Here is a 24013-nt window from a genome sequence, read left to right on the forward strand (position 1 = left end):
AAGATATGCAAGTAACAGACAACCGTAAACAAATAACAGTAGGCGTATTTATACTGCTTGGCTTGGTCATATTCGTTTTAGGCGTATTTACTTTAGGAAGTCAAAGAAAAGCATTTGTAAAAAGTATTAGTGTAAATGCTGTTTTTAGCGATATCCAAGGGTTAAAAGCCGGAAACAACGTATGGTTTTCAGGGGTTAAAATCGGAACAATCAAAAAGATTCAGTTTTATGGTACTTCTCAGGTTCAGGTATTTATGAACATTGAAGAAGATGCCCACCAATACATCCATAAAAATTCAACTGCCAGCATCAGCTCCGATGGATTGATTGGAAATAAAATTGTTGTCATTTCAGGTGGCAGTACAAAATTCCCCTTTGTAGAGGATGGTGATCAATTACAGGTTGCGAATACACTTTCAACTGATGATATCATGAAAACTTTCCAGGTGAACAATAAAAACCTGGTAGATATGACTTCAGACTTTAAAGTATTAGCCAGAAACCTTGTTGAAGGTAAAGGTGCTGCAGGTGCATTGCTTGCTGATGAACAAATTGCAACTAACTTTAAAGCAATCGTTCAAAATCTGAAAACTACGACAGAATCTGCGAACAAAATGGCAGTGGAGATGAATGCCTTTACCAAAACCTTAAATACTAAAGGAGGCCTGGCTGATAAATTAATGACCGACACGGCAGTGTTTGCCAGACTTCAGGAATCGGTAAATGAACTTCAAAAAATAACTCAGTCGGCCTCGGCAATGACAGATAACCTAAACAAGGCTACAGCTAAGTTTAATAAAACTGATAATGCAGTAGGATTATTGATCAACGATCAAAACACGGCAGATCAGGTGAAGGGGATTATGCAAAATCTTGAAACCAGCAGTAAAAAACTGGATGAGAATATGGAAGCACTTCAGCATAACTTCTTGCTGAGAGGGTTCTTTAAGAAGAAAGCTAAGGCGGAAGCGGCAGCGGTAGCTCCTCAGAAATAATGAACAAAAATAACGGTCAAAAATAACCATTCTCTTCAGCGTCTGGCATCTGTTGCTGAAGGGCAACAGCGCCTAAGGCCGCTTCAGAGAAGGTAATTTTTGCTTCAAAGCATGGTGGACAAGCATGGCGGACAATCTTGAAAGGAAAGCGTGATGGCAAAGGAATTAGCCATCACGCTTTTTTAGTTAAGGGGGATTTTTAATTAATAAGCCGAAAAAGGATTATTTAATTACGGTAAAATCCTTTTTCAGCTTAATGTCTTCTGAAGAATTACCAATCATGACCTGAAATTTACCGGGTTCAACTGTCCAGTTCATATTTTTATCGAGCAGAGCCAAGTCATCGGGATGCAAAACAAATTTTACTGTTTTACTTTCTCCCGGAGCAAGAGCCATTCTTTCGAAACCTCGTAGAACAGATTCATAGGTGGTTACACTGCTCACCATATCTTTAAGATATAACTGTACCACTTCATCCCCCTTGCGTGTTCCTGTATTTTTTACATCAACAGTGATTTGAACATCTGCTTGTTGATGGATTTCTGCTGCGCTTATTTGCAGGTTGCTGAATTCAAAAGTGGTGTAACTTAATCCATATCCAAAAGGATATAGCGCACCCAGCACTCTTGTCTTTCCATTTCCATTAGGATCATCATTTTTACCCTGTCCTGCCTGAGAGCCTGGTTTAAAAGGGAAGTTCAACTCAATCTGCCCAATAGATTTAGGGTAGGTCATGGTTAACTTGCCACCAGGATTATTTTCTCCAAACAAAGTTTCTGCAACAACTGTACCTGCAGAAGGCCCCGGAAAGCCAGCCTGAAGAATGGCAGGCAAATAACGGTTTTCCCAGTTAATGGTTAGCGGCCGACCGTTTACCATCACCATTATAACCGGTTTTCCTGTTGCATGTAATGCCTGCAATAAAAGCAATTGTCGGCCCGGTAAATTTAACCCAGTCCTGGATTTACTTTCTCCAACCTGATTATCCGTTTCACCTACTACCGCAATGATGATATCAGATGTTTTAGCTTCAGCTACTGCCTGATTAATCTGCGTCTGTTCTTCCGAGGTTAGCTCGCTTGGAATGATTTCACTTTCAGGCCATTTCGCATCGATCACTTCACAACCTTTCCTATAGTTGACTTTCGCATTTTTACCGACAAAAGCTTTAATTCCGTCCAAAATAGAGACCATCGGATTATTAGATGGACCGTATCTGCTGGTGGTGTAATCTACTTCGCTTGCCAACGGTCCCGTAACAAGGATGTTCTTATACTTACTTACATCCAGGGGCAGAAGGTTCTTATCATTTTTAAGCAAAACCATGGATTCCCGGTTCAGCTGCACAGCAATTTCCTCATCCGCTTTAGTATGTACTTTTTTATCTGCCATAGCCGGATCTTTCACGTAAGGATCATCAAACAGCCCCAGTTTGAATTTCACGCTCAAAACATCACCTACACGCTCGTCTAAGGTTTTCATAGATATAGCTCCCTCCTTAACCAGTTCCCTCAAAGGCAGAATAAAATTCTCAGGCATAGTGAAGTGTGTACGGACATTCAGTCCGGCCTGGATAGATTGTCTGACTGCCTCCTTATAATTTTCAGCAACATGATGTTTACCCGAAAGGAATTCAACAGCCTCACTATCCGAAACCACATAACCATCAAAACCATATTGTTTACGCAAAAGTTCAGTAAGGAAATAATAGCTACCTGTTACCGGCTCTCCGTTCCAATCGTTATAACTACTCATAATACCCATTGGCTTTGCTTCCTGAATTACCCTTCTAAAAGGATAGAGAAATAGCTCATGCATTTCCCTGGGAGCCACATGAGGGTCGGTGCGCGCCTGACCATCGCGACCACCTTTAGGTACACTATATACTGCATAGTGCTTCAATGTAGCCGCTGTACCCTGATCCTGTATGCCCAAGGTCATCTGTTTGCCCATTTCAGCAATCAGATAAGGATCTTCTGAATAACATTCCACTACCCTCCCCCAACGCTGATCTCTGGCGACATCAAGAATAGGTGCGTAAACATTGGTGTACCCCAAAGCTTTGGCCTCGCGACCAACAATACTTCCTGCACTATAAACCAGTTTTTTGTTCCAGGTGCTACCAATATTAACCGGAGCAGGAAAAGGAGTAGCTCTATCATGGCATAACCCATGAATACCTTCATTACTAAAATCCACAGGAATCCCTAAACGGGTTTCCTCTACAAACCACTTTTGTACCGTATTAATGGCATTGGCATGTTTGCTAAAAGGGAAGGAATATTGGGTTACCGCTTTTTTATTGTATGGTAAACTATTTAGCTGCTCATCTATGTTAGCGATACCATCCTTCCAGATCTTGGTCTTCCATTCCGGCGTTGGCATTTCTTCTTTTAACACTCTACCATAACCATATAGTGTGGCGGTCTGGCAAGTCTTCTCATCCAGATTCATCTGGCTTAATAAGTCCTTTACCCGGGCATCAATAGTTTTCGATGGATCTTCGAATACATCCATTTTACCATTTTTGTTAAAATCTACCCAGCCTTTATGGTAAATACTCTTTTTTTGTGCATTGACAACTCCTGCAAAAAAAAACATGGCAATAAATCCGGAAGTTATGTGTTTCATCATGTGTTAAAAAAATTACGGCAAATACATTCAGGATACTAAATTACCTTTTATAATTGATTAGAAATTGGCTATTGGTTCAGCTATTTTGACATCGCATTAGTACGAAATTTCAGCAATCGGGTCTGATTGACAAACTCAATCAAAATTGATTATATAACAAAGCAGGGCGCTCTTTCGAACACCCTGCTTTGTTATTTATACTATATGTTTTCGGTTGCTTACCTAATTCTGCTTTAAGCTTTTTTAAGTATTCTTGTCGCACATTCAGATGCACATAATAATCCTGCTGCCATCATGATGACATCTTTAATAACTAAACGACCCGCAGCGGATAAATAAGGGAAACCATGCTCAGGACCACCCAGATTAGGAACCCAGGTTTCAGGAGTCGTAATTAAAAAACTAAGGGTTACCAGCGACATCCCAAAAGTCAATAAACCACCAACAAGTCCTAACCTGGCATTGAAAATACCGAAAAGCGTAAGTAGGCCAATAATAACAATCACTGTACCTAAGGCATATGAGAATATATAAGTTCCATTTTTTTGGTGCCATTCAGTATTTTTCTCAACTACCTCACCCTCCTTATTTTTATGGTTTTTATATTCTGGCGATTTTTCATGATAAAAGAAGCTCATAACGGGACTATTAGCTACAAATGGCACAATTCCATCAGCTTCATATTGAAAAGCCTTAAGACCGCCAATCCAGGCCAGTACAATAAAAATCGCTATCCGCATAACATTAAAGAATTGCCTTTGCGCTTTCGATAAAAAAATTAACATTTTCATTCAGATATTTTATTTACAAAATTGAATGAATATTCGCCGGGTTACAATGGACAGATATGGATATTATCTGGACAAATCTGCAACAATAGATATCCCAACCTGCTCTCGAAATGTAGTAGGTGTAACTCCAGTATGCTTTTTAAAATAGCGGCTAAAGTAATTTTCATCATCAAAGTTCAGCTCCGCAGCAATCACCTTCATGCTTTTATAAGTTAGGTGGATCTGCTTTTTGGCTTCCAGAATAACCCGATCCTGAATAAGTTGAGAAGGAGACCGCAGGTAATGTTCCTTGCACTTTTTCGAGAATGTATTCGGTGCAATTCCCAATTGTGCTGCATAAAACGCAGGGGTTCTTTCCTTTTTAAAATGTTGTTCAAGCAATAATTTGAATTGACTTACAGGATGATTTGAAAACTCGTCTTCATGGGAAGTTACACTACCTATTTTAACTTTGCTACTCAATGCCAGCATCAATTGTAGATAAGCACGCACCACAGCTTGTGAGTAGGTATCTTCAAAGCTTAACTCCGCCGACAGCTTATCAAATAGCACATGCATCTCATGATATTCCTCATCATTAAGCTGTATAAATGGCTGGGCATAAATATTATTAAACAGCAATCCATTACACGCTACTTCCTTTTTATGGTATTCGATACAATAGAAATCTCCGTGAAACAACAAGGTACGTACGTCAATCAGTTCAGTCATTTCAAAATGAATGGATTGATAAGGCGTTGTAAATAATGTAATGTTCCCACTAAAATCGTAATCGACTAAATCAACATTTACGCTTCCACTCCCCTTAAATAAAAGAATATGATAAAATTGATCCGGCGGGGTACGATTAATAATTTCGTTGTTACTTTCCTGAATGGAACACTCCTTATATAAACTTTGACTTTTCATTTTACCGGCTACAATATACTGAAATTAAAAAGGGTGGCCAAGCATTCGTATATGCCTGACCACCCAATCAATATTTTTTGCAGTTCTTGAAATAAAAATCACCGTTCTCTTCTGAGGCTGGCATAAATGCGCTGAAAAAGCGCAATGACGCCTATGCCTCCTCAGAGAAGGTAATTTTTATTTTTAAACTTTTAACTTCTGATATCTCAATAATGCTTCTAAAAAGTAATAATCAGCATAAATTAAAGGCACATCAATTTCAGATTTGTGAGGAAGACTGCCTACGGAATGTTTTAAGATAAACCCTGAATTTGTACCTGGTTTAGCTAAATAATCCTCGCCAGACAATGATTGCAACATCAACTCTGCCTGTTTAAAGTACTTATCCCCATTTTTCGCAAAAGTACTCAACTCCAATAAACCAGAAGCGGTTAAAGATCCCGCAGATGCATCACGAGGAATGTAAGATAGTTTGTTTGCGTTGTAATCGAAATCAGGCTTGTAACCTTTTTGCCCAGCATTAAAGTCCCAATATGGGATTTTATCTTTTGGCAAATTAGAATGATTGATATAAAAATCTGCAGCTTTTTGAGCAGCTTCAAGGAACCGCTTGTCTTTGGTTTCTCTGTACATCATAGTGAACCCATAAATGGCCCAGCCTTGTCCCCTGGCCCAGGTTGAATTATCTGAATAGCCCTGGTTCGTTTGCTGGTGTAACACCTTGCCATCAGGAGCATAATCTACTACGTGATAAGTACTAAAATCTGGTCTGAAATGATTCTTCATTGTATTCAAGGCATGACTTATTGCTACCTCTTTATACTTAGGATTACCCGTTAATTTAGAAACATAGCAAAGCATCTCAAGGTTCATCATATTGTCGATGATTACAGGAAATTTCCAGGTTGTTTTTTTATCCCATGAAGCTTTAGAATTCCATGATTTAATCAAACCCACTTTAGGATCAAACCGGGTCAATGCCGACTCGGCAGACTGAATCAGAATTTTATTATACAATTCTAATTTCTTAGGATCTTTTTCGAATCTGATTGCATTTCCATAAGAGCAATACATTACAAAACCTACATCATGATGTTGCGTTAAAAATTGCGCTTGTTCTAATGCCTCTGTCCACTTTGTGGCAGCAGCTTTCCACTCTGGATTCTGAGTATATTCATAAATATACCATAATCCTCCTGCAAAAAATCCTTGTGTCCAATCCCAAACATCAGTACTTCTTATGGAACCGTCTTTATTGGTGGTTCGCGGAAATTGGGTAAGATCCGTGGAAGTTTTCAGCAAATCACGGTATTGTGTTTCAGCGACAGTAAAATCTTTTTTAATTAGTTCCGTTTTAGGCGACATCCATAAAAATCCAGAAGCCGATACCATCAGGCCAAGTGCTGAAACAAGCAACAGCCTGCGTTTTTTCAGGTTAAAATTAGTGAGTTTCATTTTTTTATTTTATGTTTATGAGCTCGCAGGCTCGGTTAGCATTTTGTGGGGCGTAATTTCAGTTTAAACTCTCCAACATTGGCTGTCTCTAATATCTCTCCTATTTTCGCATCTGTACCTTTTGCAGTAAATGTAAACATAGGAGGCCCGGTCCACATTTGTTTGGGATTTACCAAAAATCTTCCTTTGGGAAAAAATACGATACCCGATCCATTATTATTAGCAGCGGTAATGGCATCAGAAAGCTCGTCATCTGGCTTTGCTCCAAAATCTACAACGTTAAAAATTTTGTATCCCTCCGGCACAAAGATTGCCTTTTCACCACAGTGATAGCCTGCATAAGAGAAATCGGGCAATAAGGATTGGCTTTTATTTTGCTTATAATTCTCAAATAATAGCGAAGGCTGTGTTTTTTGGCAAAACGCCAGACTTACATTCAGCACAAGAATTGAAAGACAACAAATAATTTTCTTCATCATAGAGAACATAATTTTTTTTTGTTGTGCTGTTGCAGACATCTAGGCTGTTGCATTTGAATTGTTGTTAAAAATAAAAATAGCCATCAATAATTACCCCAGAGTGTTCTTCCGGGATAATTATTATTTATAAGTGAGATTAGTTACCAATCTGGATTTTGAGTTTTTAGGTTCGTATTTATTCCCATTTCTTTTAAAGGAATTGGATATAACAGATGCTTATCTACGGTATTCATTCCTCCGGTTCCTCCCCAGGTTTGCGCTGAATAGCCAGTTTTTATCTCATTACCAACTGAGTTTAGGGTGCTGACATATTTACCCCAACGGATTAAGTCCAAACGACGTGTGCCTTCAAAACACAATTCACGAAAACGCTCGTCTTCAATTGCTTGTTGAAATTGTGATTTTGATAATCCCGCAGGTAAATCTGCCACCGGACTTATTGTATTAATATCTAACCCATAGCCTCTTCTTCTTACTTGGTTAACAGCCTTGTATGCTATTTCGGTTGGTCCATTTACTTGATTTTCAGCTTCAGCTAACATTAACAATACATCTGCAAAACGCAATACAGGAGCATTGATAGCTGTTTGGTTTTTGTCTTTAATTTTAGATATTTCATAAATTCGGCGCCATTTGGCACAATCTCTTCCATAACCTGTTGCGCCGGTTATAGCAGTTTCTACTCCTGTGGTACCATTATATGTAAAAGTGGTTAGCACCCAGTCGCGACGTAAATCACCTGCTCCGTATGCTTTGTATAATCTTGCTGTACCTCTTATAAATCCATAACTATACCCTATAGTGCCCTGAAAAGGTGTTGCAGTCATAGTGATTCCATTTTGACTGCCCAAACCACCAAGTTCATTATAAACCCCTGATCTATCTCCATTGAACTCAATCTCCCACATGCTTTCTTTTGTGTCATATACATCTTGTGCCTCATTTATAAAAATTTGGCTATAGGCAGTGGCTAGTGTTTGTTTAACACTTGGATTAGTGGCAGTGTAGGCATTGTATGTCCAGGCTGGATCTGGATTTATGCTGGTTTTTAAAGCATGCTCTCCGGAAGATTGTACTTTTTTTGCCCAGTTTAAGGCTTCAGCATATTTACTATTGTCATTTAATGGATAGCCAGCCATTTGCAAGCAAACTCTCGCCAAGATTCCTTCTACAACTGTTTTAGATACACGACCAGAGAATCCAAGAGCGGTAGAAGTGCTTACTTTTGTTTCAGCCTCTTTCATATCTTTCAAAACTTGTTCATACACCACTTTGGCTGGCGACTGAGATACAAAGACATCAGCTGGATTGGTGGTAGGCTCCAATTTGATAGGGACATTACCATAATATTGCACTAAAAGGAAATGGTAATACCCTCTTAAAAATAAGGCCTCGCCCAATATAATCTGACGTTTTGTTTCGTCCATTTGAGGCAAATTAATATTTGCAATTAAAGTATTAGCACGGTCAATTCCACGATAGCACATGGTCCATAGCGCAGCTACACCATCGTTTGATGCGTCATAACTATTTGTTGGAAGACCAGTTGTATTGTTTCTGGCGTAATATCCCTCATCTGTACATCCATTGTGGTTTTTGATAACATCATTTCCATAATACGCGCCTAATGGATCATAAACACCAGCTAACGCTTGTGTCAATCCATCTTCATCAGTATAATATTGTTTAATAGATATTTTGTCGATTGGTTCGGTATTTAGAAATTTTTTACACGATACCATTGTAACAGCTATTATCGATAATAAAAAAAGTAACTTTTTCATTTTTTTGATTTTTAAATTATTAAAATGATACGTTTAATCCAGCAGTGATAACACGAGCTCTTGGATAGGCTGAGTAATCAAATCCTGATGTCAAAGCAGATCTTTTAGTGTTGACTTCCGGATCTGTTCCTGAGTATTTGGTCCAGGTGACTAAGTTTTGTGCTGAAGCATAAAACCTCAAAGATTTTAACTTTAACCTGCGAATCAATTCATTCTCGAAGGTGTATCCGAAAGACACTGTTTTAAGTCTTAGATAAGAACCGTCTTCTACATTCCTACTGGTATAACCACTTGTTGCGCCTTGAGTTCCTTTAACACGAGGCAAGTCAGAATCAGGATTAGAAAATGTCCAGCGATCTTTATAACTCGCAAATTGATTTAAATAATTGCCACCACCTGCTTCAAACTTAATTCGGTTTGCATTCATAATGTCATTTCCATAAGACCATTGAAAAAAGACATTCAAATCAAATCCTTTGTAACTGAAATTGTTAGTGAATCCCCCGGTATGTTTTGGTAAACCATGACCAATTACTGTATAATCGCTGGCAGTAACCTTTCCATCACCATTAACATCTCTGTATTTTATATCTCCTGGTTGTATTAAAGGCGCTGAATTACCATTAGTGACAGTGCCTGGCTTAAGGACGTATTTGCCTGGTGTAGGTTGGTCAAACTCAGAGAGTTTATAGGTCCCTTCGGAGATTAAACCGTACATTTCACCTAGTGGACCACCTAATTTTGCAATATAACCAGGGATAGTATTAAATGGACTATCCCATGAAATATAGCTTGTTAACTCTGTTTGGTTGTCTGACAGACCAAGTACTTTACCTCTGTTGAATGAGATGTTAAAGGAAGTATTCCAATTAAAATGACGTGTTTTTATATTTACCGTGTTTAAGGTAAATTCCAATCCTTCGTTTTCTACAGAGCCTATGTTTTTATAAGCGGTTGCGAAACCTGATGAAGTAGGAAGATCAGCTCTTAGTAATAAATCTTTGGTTTTTTTTCTATAAACCTCAGTAGTTAAGTTGATGCGTTGATTAAAGAATCCTAAATCAAGTCCTAGATCTGCTTGCTCAGTAGTTTCCCATTTTAGTTTGTCATTTCCTAAATTAATTGCAACTACGGGATCTACATACTGGTTATTGAATGCATAGGCACTTCCTACAGGGTTATAATATTTAGTCAGGTAATCGAAATCACCTACCCTGTTATTTCCCGTTTGTCCGTAAGAGAATCTCAATTTACCCTCAGATAACAGGTTGCTGTTTTTGAGAAAATGTTCATTTTTAAAATTCCACGCAAGGGCGCCCGATGGGAAATACCCCCAATGGTTCTCAGCAGGAAACTTAGATGAGCCATCGGCTCTTATCGACACGGTTAAAAGGTATCTGGAATCATAATTGTAATTTACCCTTGACAGAAAAGAGCCCATTGTCCATAAAGATTGAAAAGTATCAATTCTATATCCAATGCCTTGGTCTAAGCCGTCCATAAGACCCATTCCTTCAGGTATTTTATTGGCTCCTCTTCCGTAACTTTTACCTGTTCCTTTTTGTAAAGTGAATCCTCCTAAAAGGTTTAGGTTGTGTTTTTTGTTGAATTGTTTGTTCCATGTTAAAGTATTTTCACTCAGCCAGTTGAAAGATTTAGAATAATCAATCCTACCATTAGGTCCATTGGAGCCCCGGCCTGAACTGGTGTTGCTGTTAGAAAAAAGTCGTTTTTCTCCCTCATTGTTAACAATTCCGCCAGAAGCACGAAGTTTTAAATCAGGCATAAGTTCGTATTCCAAATAAGCATTAGCTATCAAACTGCGTCCGATATTTACGTTATAAGTGTTCTTTAAATTAAGAATAGGATTTGCACGGTAATCATTAGCAGGATTAACATCATCATCAAACAGAGCGTCCAAATCCGGGTCTACTCCACCTGCTTCTACAGGTTTATAACCCCAAACAGAATACATAGTGTTCAATGTGGCACTATAAATAGTTTGTGCAGGACTGCTACCAGTTTGTTGTAAATAACTGTAATTGGTATTGATTCCTATTTTTATTTTCTTTGTTAATTGGTGATCAAGAACTAAACGGCCTTGATATCTGGTATAGTTTGAAGCAATCATAACACCATCCTGATCAATTAGAGAACCTGATAAGGCGTATTTAGTTTTTTCAGTTCCGCCATTTACAGATAGATTGTGATTCTGCATTAGGGCAGTGCGTAATACCTTATCCTGCCAATCGATGCTTTTTACAGTTTTATAATCATCCAGTGTTTTACCAGGACCCGTTAAATAAGTTTCTGTTGGACTTGGGAATGTTGTTGAAGAAACTAGTGTCGGATCCCATTCCAGTTGGAGTTTCACAAATTCGTAAGGATCCAGTAATTTATATCTTTTTATGTCTTGTTGCGTGCTGAATGAACTGCCAAAGCTAAATACAGGAGGGCCGGTTTTTCCTTTTTTGGTCGTAATTACAATTACTCCATTAGCACCTCTTGCTCCATAGATAGCTGTTGCAGAAGCATCCTTCAAAATATCTATAGATTCGATATCCTGTGGGTTAATCGCATTATTGTTCATATCTTCTATAGGAAACCCATCAATTACATACAAGGGGGAATTGGCTTGGGAAATCGAGTTGTTTCCACGGATTACAATATCTATTCCTGAACCCGGCTGTCCATCTGATGAAGTAACCTGTACACCAGCAACACGACCTGCTAGAGCTTCGTCGAATGACCTAACCGGGGCTTTGCTGAGGTCGTTCATATTTACCTGACCTACAGATCCCGTCAGATCTTTCCTTTTAACGGTTCCATAGCCTATTACAACAATATCGTTCAGCGATTTGCTGTCTTCGGCAAGACTTAAGTTAATAATGCTATTATCACCTACCACCATTTCTTTGGTTAGGTAACCGGTATAGCTAAAAGCCAGGGTACTATTTCCTTGCGAAGGAACATTGATTAAATACTTTCCATCGCTGTTAGTTGTAACACCAACTTTGCTCCCCTTAACAAGTACACTTGCACCAACCAACGGGGTGCCATCACTTTGATTTGTAACCTTACCTTCAACCCTACGCGTTTGTTGGGCAAAAGCGGAAAAGACACAAATCATACACACTACAAAGAGGTAAATCTTTCTCATACATTTAAAGTTTAAATTTGGTTTTTTGTAATAATCTAGGAGATCATTATTAACAAATTTACACAGGAAAATCCCAGCAAAAGCGGTATTTATAAGTCTATTTAAGGGGGCTGACTGATCAATTACCCAATATTTGCAGTTCTATTTTATCTAAAAAAGAACTGAACATAGAATGAAAATCTTTTAAATGTATGATTTAGGTCTCATCATCCATTTGCTTTCGATAAGCAGAAGGCAATTGGTTAAAAAGTGTTTTAAACGATTGACGAAAATGCTTTTGATCATTAAAATTCAAAGCAAAGGCTATTTCTGAAACAGACATATTGGTAGTCATCAGTAACTGCGCTGCCTTTTTTAGCTTTATAGTTTTAACAAGTTCCGCAATTGACTGTCCTGTTAATGCTTTTAACTTACGATACAATACAGACCTGCTCATGCCTATCTTTTTCACCAACACATCAATTGTAAAATCAGGTTCCATCAAATACTCATCAACAATGGTAGTAAAATCCTTTAGAAACTGTTCATCTGGAGAAGCAGTCTCTACGAATGCATTGCCTGCTGGTTGCATGATATATTCCCGGTGATATTTCTCTACCAGTTTTTTTCTTGATTCCAGCAAATGATGAATTCTGATACTCAGCACATCCGGATCAAATGGCTTTGTGATGTATGCATCAGCACCTAGTTCATATCCAGATTTCTCTGACTCAAAGGTCGCTTTTGCTGTAATGAGCAATATAGGTATATGACTTGTTAGTATATTTGATTTCATTCTTCTACAGAACTCCATACCATCCATTTCAGGCATCATCACGTCACTTATTACTACATCTATACTTTTTTGACTAGCTATTTTGATGGCCTCTGCTCCATTTTCTGCATTATAAACATTGTAAGCAACACTAAACAAGCCAGAAATAAATCGACGCAGGTCGTCATTATCATCTACGACTAAAATAGATGCACGCTTTTCATCATACGTGAAGGGGATTTCAGGCAATTGAGGCAAATCATATTGCCAAGGCATATCGGGCAGATTTACCGGACTTACAATTTCAGAACCATACATGTTATAACCAGAAGGTCTAAGTTTTTTTATAGGCAAGCTAACCTTAAAGGCACTACCATGATGTTCAACACTTTGCACTTCCACATTTCCGTGATGCATGTTTACAATGTTTTTAACCAAAGCTAGACCAATACCAGTTCCATGCCCCTGTTTAACCTGATAAAACTCGTCAAAAATCATTTTAATATGAGCATCAGGTATTCCCGATCCAGTATCCAGAACCTCAATATTAACATTATCTGAATCATTAGTTGTCACCCTTAATGTTATTGTGCCACCGTTGGGTGTAAACTTAAATGCATTAGATAAAAGATTGTAAATAACCTTTTGAAATTGCAGTCCATCAAACCAGACCATAATTACAGGATCGGTACTTTCAAAATAATAGTGAATTTCTCTTTCCCTGGCATACTCATCAAAATAAGATTTGATTTCTTCCAGATAAGGTACAATATTCTGTTGCGAAACCTGTAATGTTGTTGTCGTACTTTCACTCTTTTTAAGATCTAACAACTGGTTAATCAGCATCATCAGTGCCATTGCATTTTTATACATCACATGATGTTGCTTTTGCACATACTCATCTCCCTTTTCCAACTGTATCATTTGCTTTAAAGGACTCATGATCAATGTCAGTGGTGTTCTGAAATCGTGAGAGATATTTGTGAACAGCTGATTCAGGTATTTCATTTTTTCCTTTTCGCCTCGCTCTGCTGCCAGCTCATTACGCACTTTAAGCCGCTGCAAAGTTTGCCGTCTCATCAGAAATAAGATGGAGCATATAATTATAGCATAGATGGAATATGCCCACCATGTTTTCCAGGGTGCAGTTGCTATATGTATTTTAATGCTTGTGCCATTTTTATTCCACACCCCATCATTATTAGAAGCTTTTACTCTAAATGTATAGGTCCCGGCATCCAGATTGGTATAGGTTAGTGAATTGGTATTGCCCAAATCGTTCCAGTCTTTATCAAAACCTTCTAACTGAACAGCATACTGATTCTTTTGTGACTGAGAATAGTTTAGTGCGACAAAGGTAAAATTCAACATGTTATGGTCATGAGCCAGTTCTATTTCCTTTTCTCCATCCCAAGCGTTGATCAATTGATTATTCACCTTTATTTCGGTAATATATACGGGCGGGACATAAGTATTGGTGGTTATCTGATCGGGATTAAAGAAACAAAAACCATTGGTTCCACCAAAGTACAGCAGTCCAACTTTATTAAGCATACTTGCTCCATAATTAAACTCTTTTGAAGGTAAACCATCCGATTCATCAAAGTTCTTTATTCTACCAGATGACACCTGTAATTGGCTGAGGCCATTATTGGTACTTAACCATAAATTGTTCTTTGCATCAGGTAAAATACCATAAATAACATCATTAGGTAAGCCTTCGGATATTCCATAATGTTTGCTTTTTTTAGTCAGGAGATTATAGCTATAAAGGCCATCACCTTCAGTACCCACCCAGAGCTCGTTCCCAGATTTATTATAAATGGACAATACCGGAGGAGGTGCATTATTTTTATTGGCCTCATTAAATACTATTTGCCTGCTTTGCAAAGTATTTATATCCATTTCGACCAGACCAGCATTACTTCCTATTAAAACCTGTCCACTTTTTGAAGAGGCTGCTATCAGATAAACAATATCACCTAGGATCTTTTCATTCTGAACAATACGTATTATTTTACCCGTAACAGGATTTAATCTATTTAATCCCCCGCCAGAAGTACCAATCCATATATAACCTGTCTCGTCCTGAAATAATGAGACCACCCTATTGCTGCTAAGGTTACCTTCAATACCACTGTTGATTTTTTTAAACCGATATGGCCGAACGGATGTATTCAGATAATTTAGTCCACCATCATGTAAACCGATCCATAAGCCACCGGTTTTATCCATTAACATTGTTTTTACATTGTTAGCACTAATACTATTAGGATCTTTTTCGGAATGTGTATAATAAGTGAAGATTCCTGTCTTTTTATTATAAAAATTAATACCACCACCTTCTGTACCAATCCAAAGATTATGTGCATCATCTTCGATAATGGAGCTTACCACTTTATAGTTAAGCGTACGGTTGTTATTACCAGCTGTCACATGTTTAAACCTATTATAACTACTGCTATAATAATTTATTCCACCAAAGTAAGTGCCTACCCACATATCACCCATTTGATCTCTACATATACTATAAACAGAATTCTGGCTCAGACTGCTGTTGTTGTTTTCATCATGTTGATATCGCGTGATACTTTTATCGGTTATATTAAAAATGTATAGCCCATTATAGGTTCCTATCCATAAGTTATGACGACCATCTTCCTTTATGGATCTCACAGGATCTGTGATAAAGTTTGTCCCTATTTTATAATGTTCAAAAGCATTATTTTTCTTGTTAAGAATGGCTAGTCCACCTTTGTAACCCAGTAACAGATTCTGCTGTTTATCTAAATATAAAGAAGCTATGAAGTTCGTGTTTGTACCTGCTACTTCAGGAAGGCGATAATGTACGAAGCTATTTGATACAGGTCGGTATTGATCAACGCCCTTGTTAGTACTGACCCAGATGTTTCCGTCCGGTGTTTTTAACAAGGCCTGTATAATATCGGCAGACAAACTACCTTGCTCCTTTTCTTTATGCTGATAGAGAACCTTTGTTCCCTTTTTTATATCCAGCTTAAACAAGCCTTGTGCCGTTCCTACCCAAAGGTTTCCTTTACGATCTGGACTAAGGGATAATATATCATTTTGCTTTTGGTTACCTTTCTGCGCTAATTTATAGCGAACAAAATTATCAACTTGTGCATTATACCTATTCAGACCACTAGCTGTCCCTATCCATAAATTTCCATACTCATCTTCGCAGGACGTTCTAACCACATTATTACTAAGACTGTTTGTGTCTCTGGAATTGTATCTATACTTTACAAATCTTACTCCATCATATTTATTCAATCCATCTCTGGTTCCCAGCCACATGTAGCCCTTACGATCTTGTAAGATGCTTAATACCGAACTTTGTGAGAGCCCTTGATTTAAAGAAATGTTTATAAATTTAATATCCTCGTAAACTGTTGCTTTCTGTGCATTTATACGGATCGATATAAATAATAGCGCAACAAATATTATAAATTTTCTGAAAAGCATTTCTTTGCGGCCTCCTAATATTGCTGCCTAAAATAATCAAAAAATTTATCAAATACTTACTTTTTCAGGGTGACCGTAACTGGCTTACCACAATACTCTTGCACGGGCATTTCTACATCGATCTTCTTTGCATCAATGGTTAACCTTACCCTTTTTAATGTCGGATTCATTGTTGGATCATTCAGAGTAATTTTATATTCAGTTCCAAAGTCTTCAATCAATACAACTGTCGGATCTGATACAGAGAGGCGCATATTTTTTGCTACCAATGACTCTTTGCTACTATAAAAAACGGCCTGAACAACCTTTACATCTTGACTTTGTATGGCTTGGATTGTCGTATCATTACGTAATACCTTAAATGGCAAGTTGCTTCCTGGCAGCTTTTTTCCGCAATAAACGACATAACCATAGGAATCATTAACCGGAGTTTGGCCATGATCAACCCAAAGTCGAAGTATATTACTTGTAGCTGGCAGTTTAGAAATATTAGGTAAATTTGACTTATTGCGTTTCACCCATTCATTTTTTACATTTTTTTCATAGGTAAAATATGCTTTCTTTACATATTCGGGTAAAACAGTATAAGCAAATCCATCCTTTTGTTGCATCCATAGCGCCTTTCCCTTATCGAAAAAAGACTGAGGGCCTTTATCAATATCTATAGATTGACTTTTGCCATCCTTAACTACATACAAATTCTCTTCAAAATCTACAGATGTCTGATCAATCGTAGTATGGATATCCCCAGCTAATGAAGGGTTAAGATTACTTACTCCTGCCCCCAAAGCGATCATATAATCGCCATAAGTGAAATACGATTTGTATGCTTTAACACCATAGATGGTTTCATTCTTAATGCCATTTGGATTCCCTTTATCGTTTACTCCATTTTTAGTAGAAGCATCCATCTTTTCAAATATAAAACCTGCAACAGAATTCTCTCCTCCGTAAGTTGCCGCACCAGCAAAGTTATGTTTACTGGTATAGCCTCTCCAGTTGGTTACCGGAGTAATTTTATTCATCCCTGTTCTTGCAGTTACCCCTGGAGATGCAGTTATATCCCAGGCGCCAATAATTTTATGGTATTCATCCCCCTTTTTCATAAAAAAGGTAAGTCCATCGGCATTAAAAAAATTGTATTCATCAGCAAAACCAGTGGCTCCTTCTAATCCATCGCAGCGGGCAGAAGCCATATTAATATGAATATAATAGTCTTTAGTCCGTTTTATCAAGTCGTCATTATTAAAGAGCCAACGTGTCCCTGAATACTCACCAACTGGATAGTTTTCCATATTGATCTCCATTTTACTGATTTCCTTTTTCAATTGTAGAAGTTCTTTCTGTTCTTCTGCAGAAAAAGAATCCATCCAGTCTTTAATAACCTGGTTTATTAAAGAGGAATATCTTATGCTTTTCTTTTCCTGATTGTAATAAACCGCAGTATATCGGTCGGTGCACAGCGGAGTGTATCCATTGTAATAGTACCAATTTCCACCACGAAAGAAGTTCATCAACCAGGCGGTATTTTCGGTACTTAATTTTCGGGCCCAGGATGAACCTCTAAGAGTACTTAGCATGCCTAGCGCACTGTTCATACCATCTATTGGGTATCCCCACACCAAACTTTGTTTACCATGTCCCCATCCGGCTCCATCGACTGTAAAGCCTTCATTCCAAAAAGCTTTATCATATGTTGTTTGTGATACTGCACTGATACTTTTCTGACTCAGTTCACTTAGCAGACCGATCATAGGAATAGATTTGTACATCATTGCTGTTGGTAACAGCGGGCGGTATGCCAATGCATTACCACCTACCCACCATACATGGTTTCTAAAACGTTCTATCTGAACTACATTATCATCTGTACTATCCTGACGCAATGGTTGTGTCCAACATTGAAGCGCAAGGACTTTAAGCATATCAGATACATCCTTCAGTTGTTTGTTGTTAGTGGTATTCTCTCCTATACCATCCATTTGGGGCAGGAAGACAAAATAAATATTTACCGCAGCAGTAGGTATTGCGAAACAAGATGCATGAAAACGACTGCTCTTATTATTACGACTAATCTCCAGTCCACCATAATGTAAAATTGCCTTACAATATTTATCGGATAATGCTACATTGGCCTTTAACTCTTTAGAATGAACAGCATCAGCAATTCGCCATATACGTTGTGAAGCTTCGGTTAGAAACACACCAATCTCCTGTTGCGTATCCTGACTCGCTTTTGTAAATGCTTCCTGAGCTACATATTGTTGTTCTTTACTAACCATATCACTAAACTGGCCATGATCATCCAAACTGTTTATACATTCCTGCCAGGTCATTTTAGTTCTTAGGTGATCACGACGATACCCATTAAGGGCATAGTTTTGTCTGAATTTTTCTATTGCTGTTTCTTTCGCAGGGTCTTTAACCTGCAAGGCTTGCCTTTGATACTTATGGTAATTATCAAAGGCATATTTCCGTTCTGTTTGCTGTGCAAAGGTAGAACATACAATAACTGTAAAACATAAAACAAACAAAAGCGTTTTATTCATCATGTGATTAAGTTTTAGATTGATTATTATTTTTTAAATGGAATCACCATATTCCATGATTTGGTAGCATTTTCAAACCCACCTGGACCATCCATCGTAGCAAAGAAAAGGTACGCTGGTTTTCCATTTTCGAAAAAGATAAAGGGCCTTTCTAACTGTCCTTGTAATTCAACCTTCCCATCCTCATAGGCTACAGTTTTAGAATATGCTTTTGGGTCTTTGTCCATTACCCACTTGATGCCATCTTTGGAATGTGCCATCACACCACCACCACGTTCTCCAGTAAATTTTGCAACATGGTCCTTGAAAATAGCATGATATCCTCTTTTGTCTTTCCACAAGAAAGGATCTTCAGCCTCCCCTTGTTCTTCGACATTAAAAATTGGTTTATCATCATTCAACACGCGATAAGGTCCATTTATATTTGGAGCATAAGCCATCCCCAATGCCATGCTGGAATACTTTCCATCTGTTGTATGCGACCGTCCTTTAAAGATCATCATTACTGATCCGTCTTCCTGGAGCATGGGTGAAGGATTCGAAGTGAGGAAGCTATAGAAAGTATTCGGCCTAGTTTTCAAAATAGGCTCATCTAATCTCCTCCATGGTCCATAAGGACTATCAGAAACTGCTAATCCTACTCTTTTATTGCTCCTGCCAACAATGCACCATTTACTATCAAGTGTGAGTTGATCATATCGCGGCTCTTCAAAAGGATGCGTTGAACCCATATAGATCAGATAATATTTGTCTTTGAAGAATAGTATCCGCGGGTTGTGTGTAGAACGGCCATCCCAATATTGCGCTCCGCGGGCAGGGAGTGCAACATCCGAAAATTTGTACGGTCCTTGTGCCACATCAGCTGTTCCGTGTATAATTTCTGATGCCACCATCCAACCTGGATGGAAAGGCAATGATTTCGGAAAACGTGAGGCATAGATATGATATTTCCCCGCTTTATCCTGAACAATAGAACTACCCCAAACCCAATAGTTTTCCATTTGCATTGATGGAGCTCTGAATGCCTTTCCCAAATTTCCGAATATCTCGTTTTTGGAATTTTTCTTCAGTTCTTCCACATTTTCTATTTTTTGGCTTTTTACTGGCATGTATGTCATCAAGCCAACAAAAAGCATCATGATTTGTATATATATCTTTTTCATTATTGTTAAATAGTTTTATAAGCTTATGGTTGAACCAGCCAACTCATTTTGTGGCAGGTTAAAAACAAATGGAACTTCCTTACCCGTTTTTGCATCTTTAATACGTATGGTCATTGTTTTCTCTTTTTGCAGCGGGTCTGCTACGGAAACCACGGTTTTCCCTTTAATATTTTTCACCATTAATACACAAGCCTTATCTGCTTTAACTTCTATGGTTGGTAAAACCACTGTTCCTGGCTGATAAAAAACTGCCTGAAGTATATCTAATGACTTATGATAAGTGGCTTGCAGGTTTGCTGTATTGGCAAGAATTTGTATAGTTGCTGGATTATACTTCCGAATTTCTGAACCGGATTTTACTCCTGGTAATACAACATAAACATATTTTTCTGCTGCAGGTTTAGTCCCGTGGTTAATCCACAATTTAAATACATCTCCAGAGAGTTCATCTTTTGAATTTGAATTATTAATCTGATACCAGCTTCCTTTCTGTGTTTGTGTACTTAAGCTGATGTTTCCTCCTTGCGGAAAGTAATAGCCAATCCCATCATGCAACAGCCAGTTCTGTCCTTTTTCATTAATTTCAAGCGTTTTACCCTTTCCGATCTGAGCTTCATTTACTGAACTCAATACCGGTCCATTTAACCAGGTTTGATTAACCGTAGTTGTAATATTTTGGGCCGTGTTGCTTTTAATACCTGCACCAAGGCATACAATTTCATGATCAAAAAAGAACCATGATTTTTTTGCTTCCAGACTATCGTAATCTAAAGCATAGGCACTTGCACCATACAAACCATCAGATACTCCACCGGAAAAAGCGTTGTGACCATCTTCGCCCCAGAATATAGTCAAGGGTCTGTCAACTGCGTAATCTCTGCTGGTTACACCAGGGATTTTATCCCATTCCCATATTGGCATAATGTTGTAATATTCAGGACCACGCAGCTGTATGTTGGTTGCTCCGTCAGATAAATATCTCCCCAACAAGTTTTCTTTATTACCGGCTTCACTTCTTTTGGTTCGTGTACTTACTGTACGCACATTAAAAGAATATGATGGTCGTAAATGAAGGGTATAATCGCCAGTCCAATATTGTTTATGATAAGCTGAGACTTTATAATCCGGGCTTTTTGTGCTGTCTGTTCTGGCTATGGCTGCATTCCATTCGTCTTCATGAGCAGAGTCTATCATTTTAGCAACTTCTAAACGACTTCTTTCACCATGTTTTCTTAAAATATTCGGTCTGCTTATACCACGTCCTTCTACATTGAAATCCATATAGCTACCTCTGATTGCTTTTAGATAACTGTCTCTGTAGTATTTTGAAAATATCTCAAGTTTTTTGGCGCTCATCGCATAAGGCGTATCTCTTACATAATTGGCCAGCTTTAAGACACCAGTTATAAATACCGCCCCGTAGCTTGAAATTTGTAACTGCGGACCATGCTGCAAGTATGCATAGTCATATTGCAGACCTTCCTTTTTGTAAACAAGTTGTATAGGGTAAAAAAGCTCTTCCACAGATTTATCCAACAGGGGCTTGTCGTTGGTTAATAATGCACGGTAGAAATAGTGCAAAGCGATATCTGTTTTATTTGCGCCGGCCTGGCTTTCCACATTCCCCCTTTTCATTCTTTCTATTAATTTGGTCTGAAGACCAGCATCTAATTTCTTGTTGCCATAACGCATCAGAATAAGCAATTCGCCTAATGCCTGAGGTGTGGCGATTTCATTATGCCACCAATTGCTACTTTTAGGGTCTGCATTATACCAGAATTCTAATGCTTTAGTAATACCGGCAAATACTTTTTCATCACCATAATAGCGACTTTTCTTCTCAATATAAGCTTGTATGAGTTGCTGTACGCTTAGCAAATGATCTCCTGGCTGCCATTTAGTAATTGTATTGGCAGTATAGTCAATATCTTTCCAGCTACCATTAGCCAGTAACTTTACGAAACTCTTTTCTGCGGCTCGATCTATAGAACGTAGTGGCGACTTAAGGTCGGCCAATATTCGCGCCATTACTACATCATTTGTATTCCCGGATTGCCCCTTTACAGACTGGTATGTAAATACTGAGAATAAAAGTATAAAAGTTAAGGTTAGTTGTTTCTTCATTTGGTTTATTTAGGAGCTCTCGAGCTTATTGATACAGATTTATTTAAACACTTTATGCATTACGGATACATTCTTTCCATCTCACGACCTGTAGTTTCCATACGGTGCTTCATGATTTGGTTTTTATCTCCATAGGAACTTGTCCAGTGTGGGGTATCCAGTCCTTTTTCCCATTGTGCTAGTTTGGCCAGCATTTCTTTTGTCTTTCCTGGGTTTTTACCTGCCAGGTTTGTGGTTTCTGATAAGTCCTTAGAAAGATCGAACAGTAAAACATTTTCTTTAACCCTGATCAATTTCCAATTGCCTTCCCTCATCGCAGCAGCAATTCCTCGACGCCAATAAAGTGCTTCATGCGGTGCATTTTTATTTTTTCCGTTAATGTAAGAGATTAGATTTACGCCATCTAGTTTTTTAGTCCCTTTTTGTTTGCCTTTGCCTGCGGCTATAGAAGTTGGCAATATATCCAAAGAACTTACGGCTTTGCTATAAGTTTTATTTGGAGCAATATGTCCCGGCCAACGCATCATCATGGCTACCCTTATACCGCCTTCCCATTTCGATCCTTTCATCCCACGTAGTGGGCCATTATCCGAAGAGTTTACAGTAGCTCCACCATTGTCATTGACGAAAACAATCAGCGTATTCTTGTCCAGATTTTGTTGTTTTAAGATCTCCATTACCTTCCCTACACCATCATCCAGTGATGTCATCATAGCCGCATAAGCACGTCTGCCTGGATCTGCTATACTTGCATAACGGCCCATCAGATCTTTTTTGGCATTTATTGGTGTATGTACCGCATTATAAGAAAGATACATAAAGAACGGTTTTTTATTATTTTCCTTGATAAAATCTGTTGCTTTATCTGTTAACATGTCTGTCAGATAAGTAACCTTGCTTTCTGGAACAATTTCATTCTTGTCATGCAATGCAAGTTCATGGGATGGCTTATTTTTATAAGCAAAAAAATCTCTGTGACCTCCTATAAAGCCATAAAACTCATCAAATCCCCGGTTTAAAGGAAAGTGCTTTTTCTCTTTGCCCTGATGCCATTTACCTATTGCAATTGTCTTATAACCATTAGCTTGCATCTCACTACCGATAGTTTGTTCTGCAGGATCCATCCCAACATCGGTTAATTTATATCCAGGGGCAACCAGATTGGAAGTATTATGTTCAAAACCAAAGCGTTGCTGATAGCGCCCGGTTAGCAAACCAGCTCTTGAGGGGGCACATACCGATGCAGAGACATAAGCATCCGTAAAACGTACACCCTGTTTAGCAATAGCATCTATGTTTGGCGTGGGGATTTGGGTGCCACCATAGCAACCAAAATCTATATATCCTGCGTCGTCACTAACGATGACGATTATATTGGGTTTATCTGAAGTTTTATGCTGCGCAAAAATCGGATCTGCCAAACAAGCAATGAGCAATGCCACAATTATTAATTTCTTCATTCTATTTTAGGCTCAGTCTTCCATTAGTTGAGTGCCAATCTTTAGGAACGGCATCCTCACAAATGTCGGTCTGCATTTGTGCATAACTACTTGCAGACTGCCAGCAGATCAATAAAAAAAGGTAAAGTAAACAGCTCATATTTGGTTTTGTCTTGAAATTTGATTCTTACAAGATTCAAATATTGCATTTAAACTACAGATAAGAGGGGGGGAAACAGTTCAAATATGGGGGATTAGTTTATCTTTTGACTATATTCTTGCTTTTATGCC

The 24013-nt window shown here is 38.2% G+C and carries 13 protein-coding genes; 1 reads left to right on the forward strand and 12 read right to left on the reverse strand.

Annotated features, from left to right (window positions below):
* The first annotated feature begins 5 nt into the window (after positions 1-5).
* Positions 6-995 carry an MlaD family protein gene (locus B9A18_RS21005; protein WP_084291522.1) on the forward strand — a complete coding sequence of 330 codons (990 nt, stop codon included), beginning with the start codon at positions 6-8 and terminating at the stop codon, positions 993-995.
* A gap of 222 nt (positions 996-1217) precedes the next feature.
* Here B9A18_RS21005 and B9A18_RS21010 read toward each other — a convergent pair whose 3' ends face one another.
* The 12 genes from B9A18_RS21010 to B9A18_RS21065 all read right to left on the reverse strand — a co-directional run bounded on the left by B9A18_RS21010 (position 1218) and on the right by B9A18_RS21065 (position 23743).
* Positions 1218-3629 carry a glycoside hydrolase family 3 N-terminal domain-containing protein gene (locus tag B9A18_RS21010; protein ID WP_317048257.1) on the reverse strand — a complete coding sequence of 804 codons (2412 nt, stop codon included), beginning with the start codon at positions 3627-3629 and terminating at the stop codon, positions 1218-1220.
* A 233-nt stretch (positions 3630-3862) separates the two neighbouring features.
* Entirely contained in the window at positions 3863-4420 is a 558-nt protein-coding gene (rclC, locus tag B9A18_RS21015; RefSeq protein WP_084291523.1) for a reactive chlorine resistance membrane protein RclC, read from the reverse strand.
* 63 nt (positions 4421-4483) lie between these two features.
* Positions 4484-5329, reverse strand: coding sequence for a helix-turn-helix domain-containing protein (locus B9A18_RS21020; protein ID WP_084291524.1), 846 nt, complete (start codon positions 5327-5329; stop codon positions 4484-4486).
* Between the two features lie 183 nt (positions 5330-5512).
* Positions 5513-6784, reverse strand: a complete 1272-nt coding sequence (locus B9A18_RS21025) for a glycoside hydrolase family 88 protein (RefSeq protein WP_084291525.1) — start codon at positions 6782-6784, stop codon at positions 5513-5515.
* A gap of 35 nt (positions 6785-6819) precedes the next feature.
* A complete protein-coding gene (locus B9A18_RS21030; protein ID WP_144009573.1) occupies positions 6820-7263 on the reverse strand; it encodes a hypothetical protein in 444 nt (147 codons plus the stop codon).
* Between the two features lie 140 nt (positions 7264-7403).
* Entirely contained in the window at positions 7404-9047 is a 1644-nt protein-coding gene (locus B9A18_RS21035) for a RagB/SusD family nutrient uptake outer membrane protein (RefSeq protein ID WP_084291527.1), read from the reverse strand.
* Between the two features lie 19 nt (positions 9048-9066).
* Positions 9067-12207 carry a SusC/RagA family TonB-linked outer membrane protein gene (locus tag B9A18_RS21040; protein WP_235005399.1) on the reverse strand — a complete coding sequence of 1047 codons (3141 nt, stop codon included), beginning with the start codon at positions 12205-12207 and terminating at the stop codon, positions 9067-9069.
* Positions 12208-12403: 196 nt separating this feature from the next.
* On the reverse strand, positions 12404-16447 hold the full coding sequence (locus B9A18_RS21045; protein WP_084291529.1) for a hybrid sensor histidine kinase/response regulator transcription factor: 4044 nt from the start codon (positions 16445-16447) through the stop codon (positions 12404-12406).
* A gap of 56 nt (positions 16448-16503) precedes the next feature.
* Positions 16504-18999: a polysaccharide lyase family 8 super-sandwich domain-containing protein gene (locus B9A18_RS21050; protein ID WP_200816420.1), complete on the reverse strand. Its 2496-nt coding sequence runs from the start codon at positions 18997-18999 to the stop codon at positions 16504-16506.
* Between the two features lie 23 nt (positions 19000-19022).
* A complete protein-coding gene (locus B9A18_RS21055; RefSeq protein ID WP_084291531.1) occupies positions 19023-20159 on the reverse strand; it encodes a glycoside hydrolase family protein in 1137 nt (378 codons plus the stop codon).
* Positions 20160-20174: 15 nt separating this feature from the next.
* A complete protein-coding gene (gene cslA, locus B9A18_RS21060) occupies positions 20175-22283 on the reverse strand; it encodes a chondroitinase-AC (RefSeq protein WP_084291532.1) in 2109 nt (702 codons plus the stop codon).
* Between the two features lie 59 nt (positions 22284-22342).
* On the reverse strand, positions 22343-23743 hold the full coding sequence (locus B9A18_RS21065) for a sulfatase (RefSeq protein ID WP_084291533.1): 1401 nt from the start codon (positions 23741-23743) through the stop codon (positions 22343-22345).
* Positions 23744-24013: the final 270 nt, after the last annotated feature.

The sequence above is a fragment of the Pedobacter nyackensis genome, assembly GCF_900176505.1.
GTDB classification, from domain to species: domain Bacteria; phylum Bacteroidota; class Bacteroidia; order Sphingobacteriales; family Sphingobacteriaceae; genus Pedobacter; species Pedobacter nyackensis.

Bases quoted from the DNA above. Each gene is read 5' to 3' on its own strand.
- B9A18_RS21005 (WP_084291522.1), top strand. From the start codon at position 6: ATGCAAGTAACAGACAACCGTAAACAAATAACAGTAGGCGTATTTATA.
- B9A18_RS21010 (WP_317048257.1), bottom strand. From the start codon at position 3,629: ATGATGAAACACATAACTTCCGGATTTATTGCCATGTTTTTTTTTGCA.
- rclC (WP_084291523.1), bottom strand. From the start codon at position 4,420: ATGAAAATGTTAATTTTTTTATCGAAAGCGCAAAGGCAATTCTTTAAT.
- B9A18_RS21020 (WP_084291524.1), bottom strand. From the start codon at position 5,329: ATGAAAAGTCAAAGTTTATATAAGGAGTGTTCCATTCAGGAAAGTAAC.
- B9A18_RS21025 (WP_084291525.1), bottom strand. From the start codon at position 6,784: ATGAAACTCACTAATTTTAACCTGAAAAAACGCAGGCTGTTGCTTGTT.
- B9A18_RS21030 (WP_144009573.1), bottom strand. From the start codon at position 7,263: ATGATGAAGAAAATTATTTGTTGTCTTTCAATTCTTGTGCTGAATGTA.
- B9A18_RS21035 (WP_084291527.1), bottom strand. From the start codon at position 9,047: ATGAAAAAGTTACTTTTTTTATTATCGATAATAGCTGTTACAATGGTA.
- B9A18_RS21040 (WP_235005399.1), bottom strand. From the start codon at position 12,207: ATGAGAAAGATTTACCTCTTTGTAGTGTGTATGATTTGTGTCTTTTCC.
- B9A18_RS21045 (WP_084291529.1), bottom strand. From the start codon at position 16,447: ATGCTTTTCAGAAAATTTATAATATTTGTTGCGCTATTATTTATATCG.
- B9A18_RS21050 (WP_200816420.1), bottom strand. From the start codon at position 18,999: ATGATGAATAAAACGCTTTTGTTTGTTTTATGTTTTACAGTTATTGTA.
- B9A18_RS21055 (WP_084291531.1), bottom strand. From the start codon at position 20,159: ATGAAAAAGATATATATACAAATCATGATGCTTTTTGTTGGCTTGATG.
- cslA (WP_084291532.1), bottom strand. From the start codon at position 22,283: ATGAAGAAACAACTAACCTTAACTTTTATACTTTTATTCTCAGTATTT.
- B9A18_RS21065 (WP_084291533.1), bottom strand. From the start codon at position 23,743: ATGAAGAAATTAATAATTGTGGCATTGCTCATTGCTTGTTTGGCAGAT.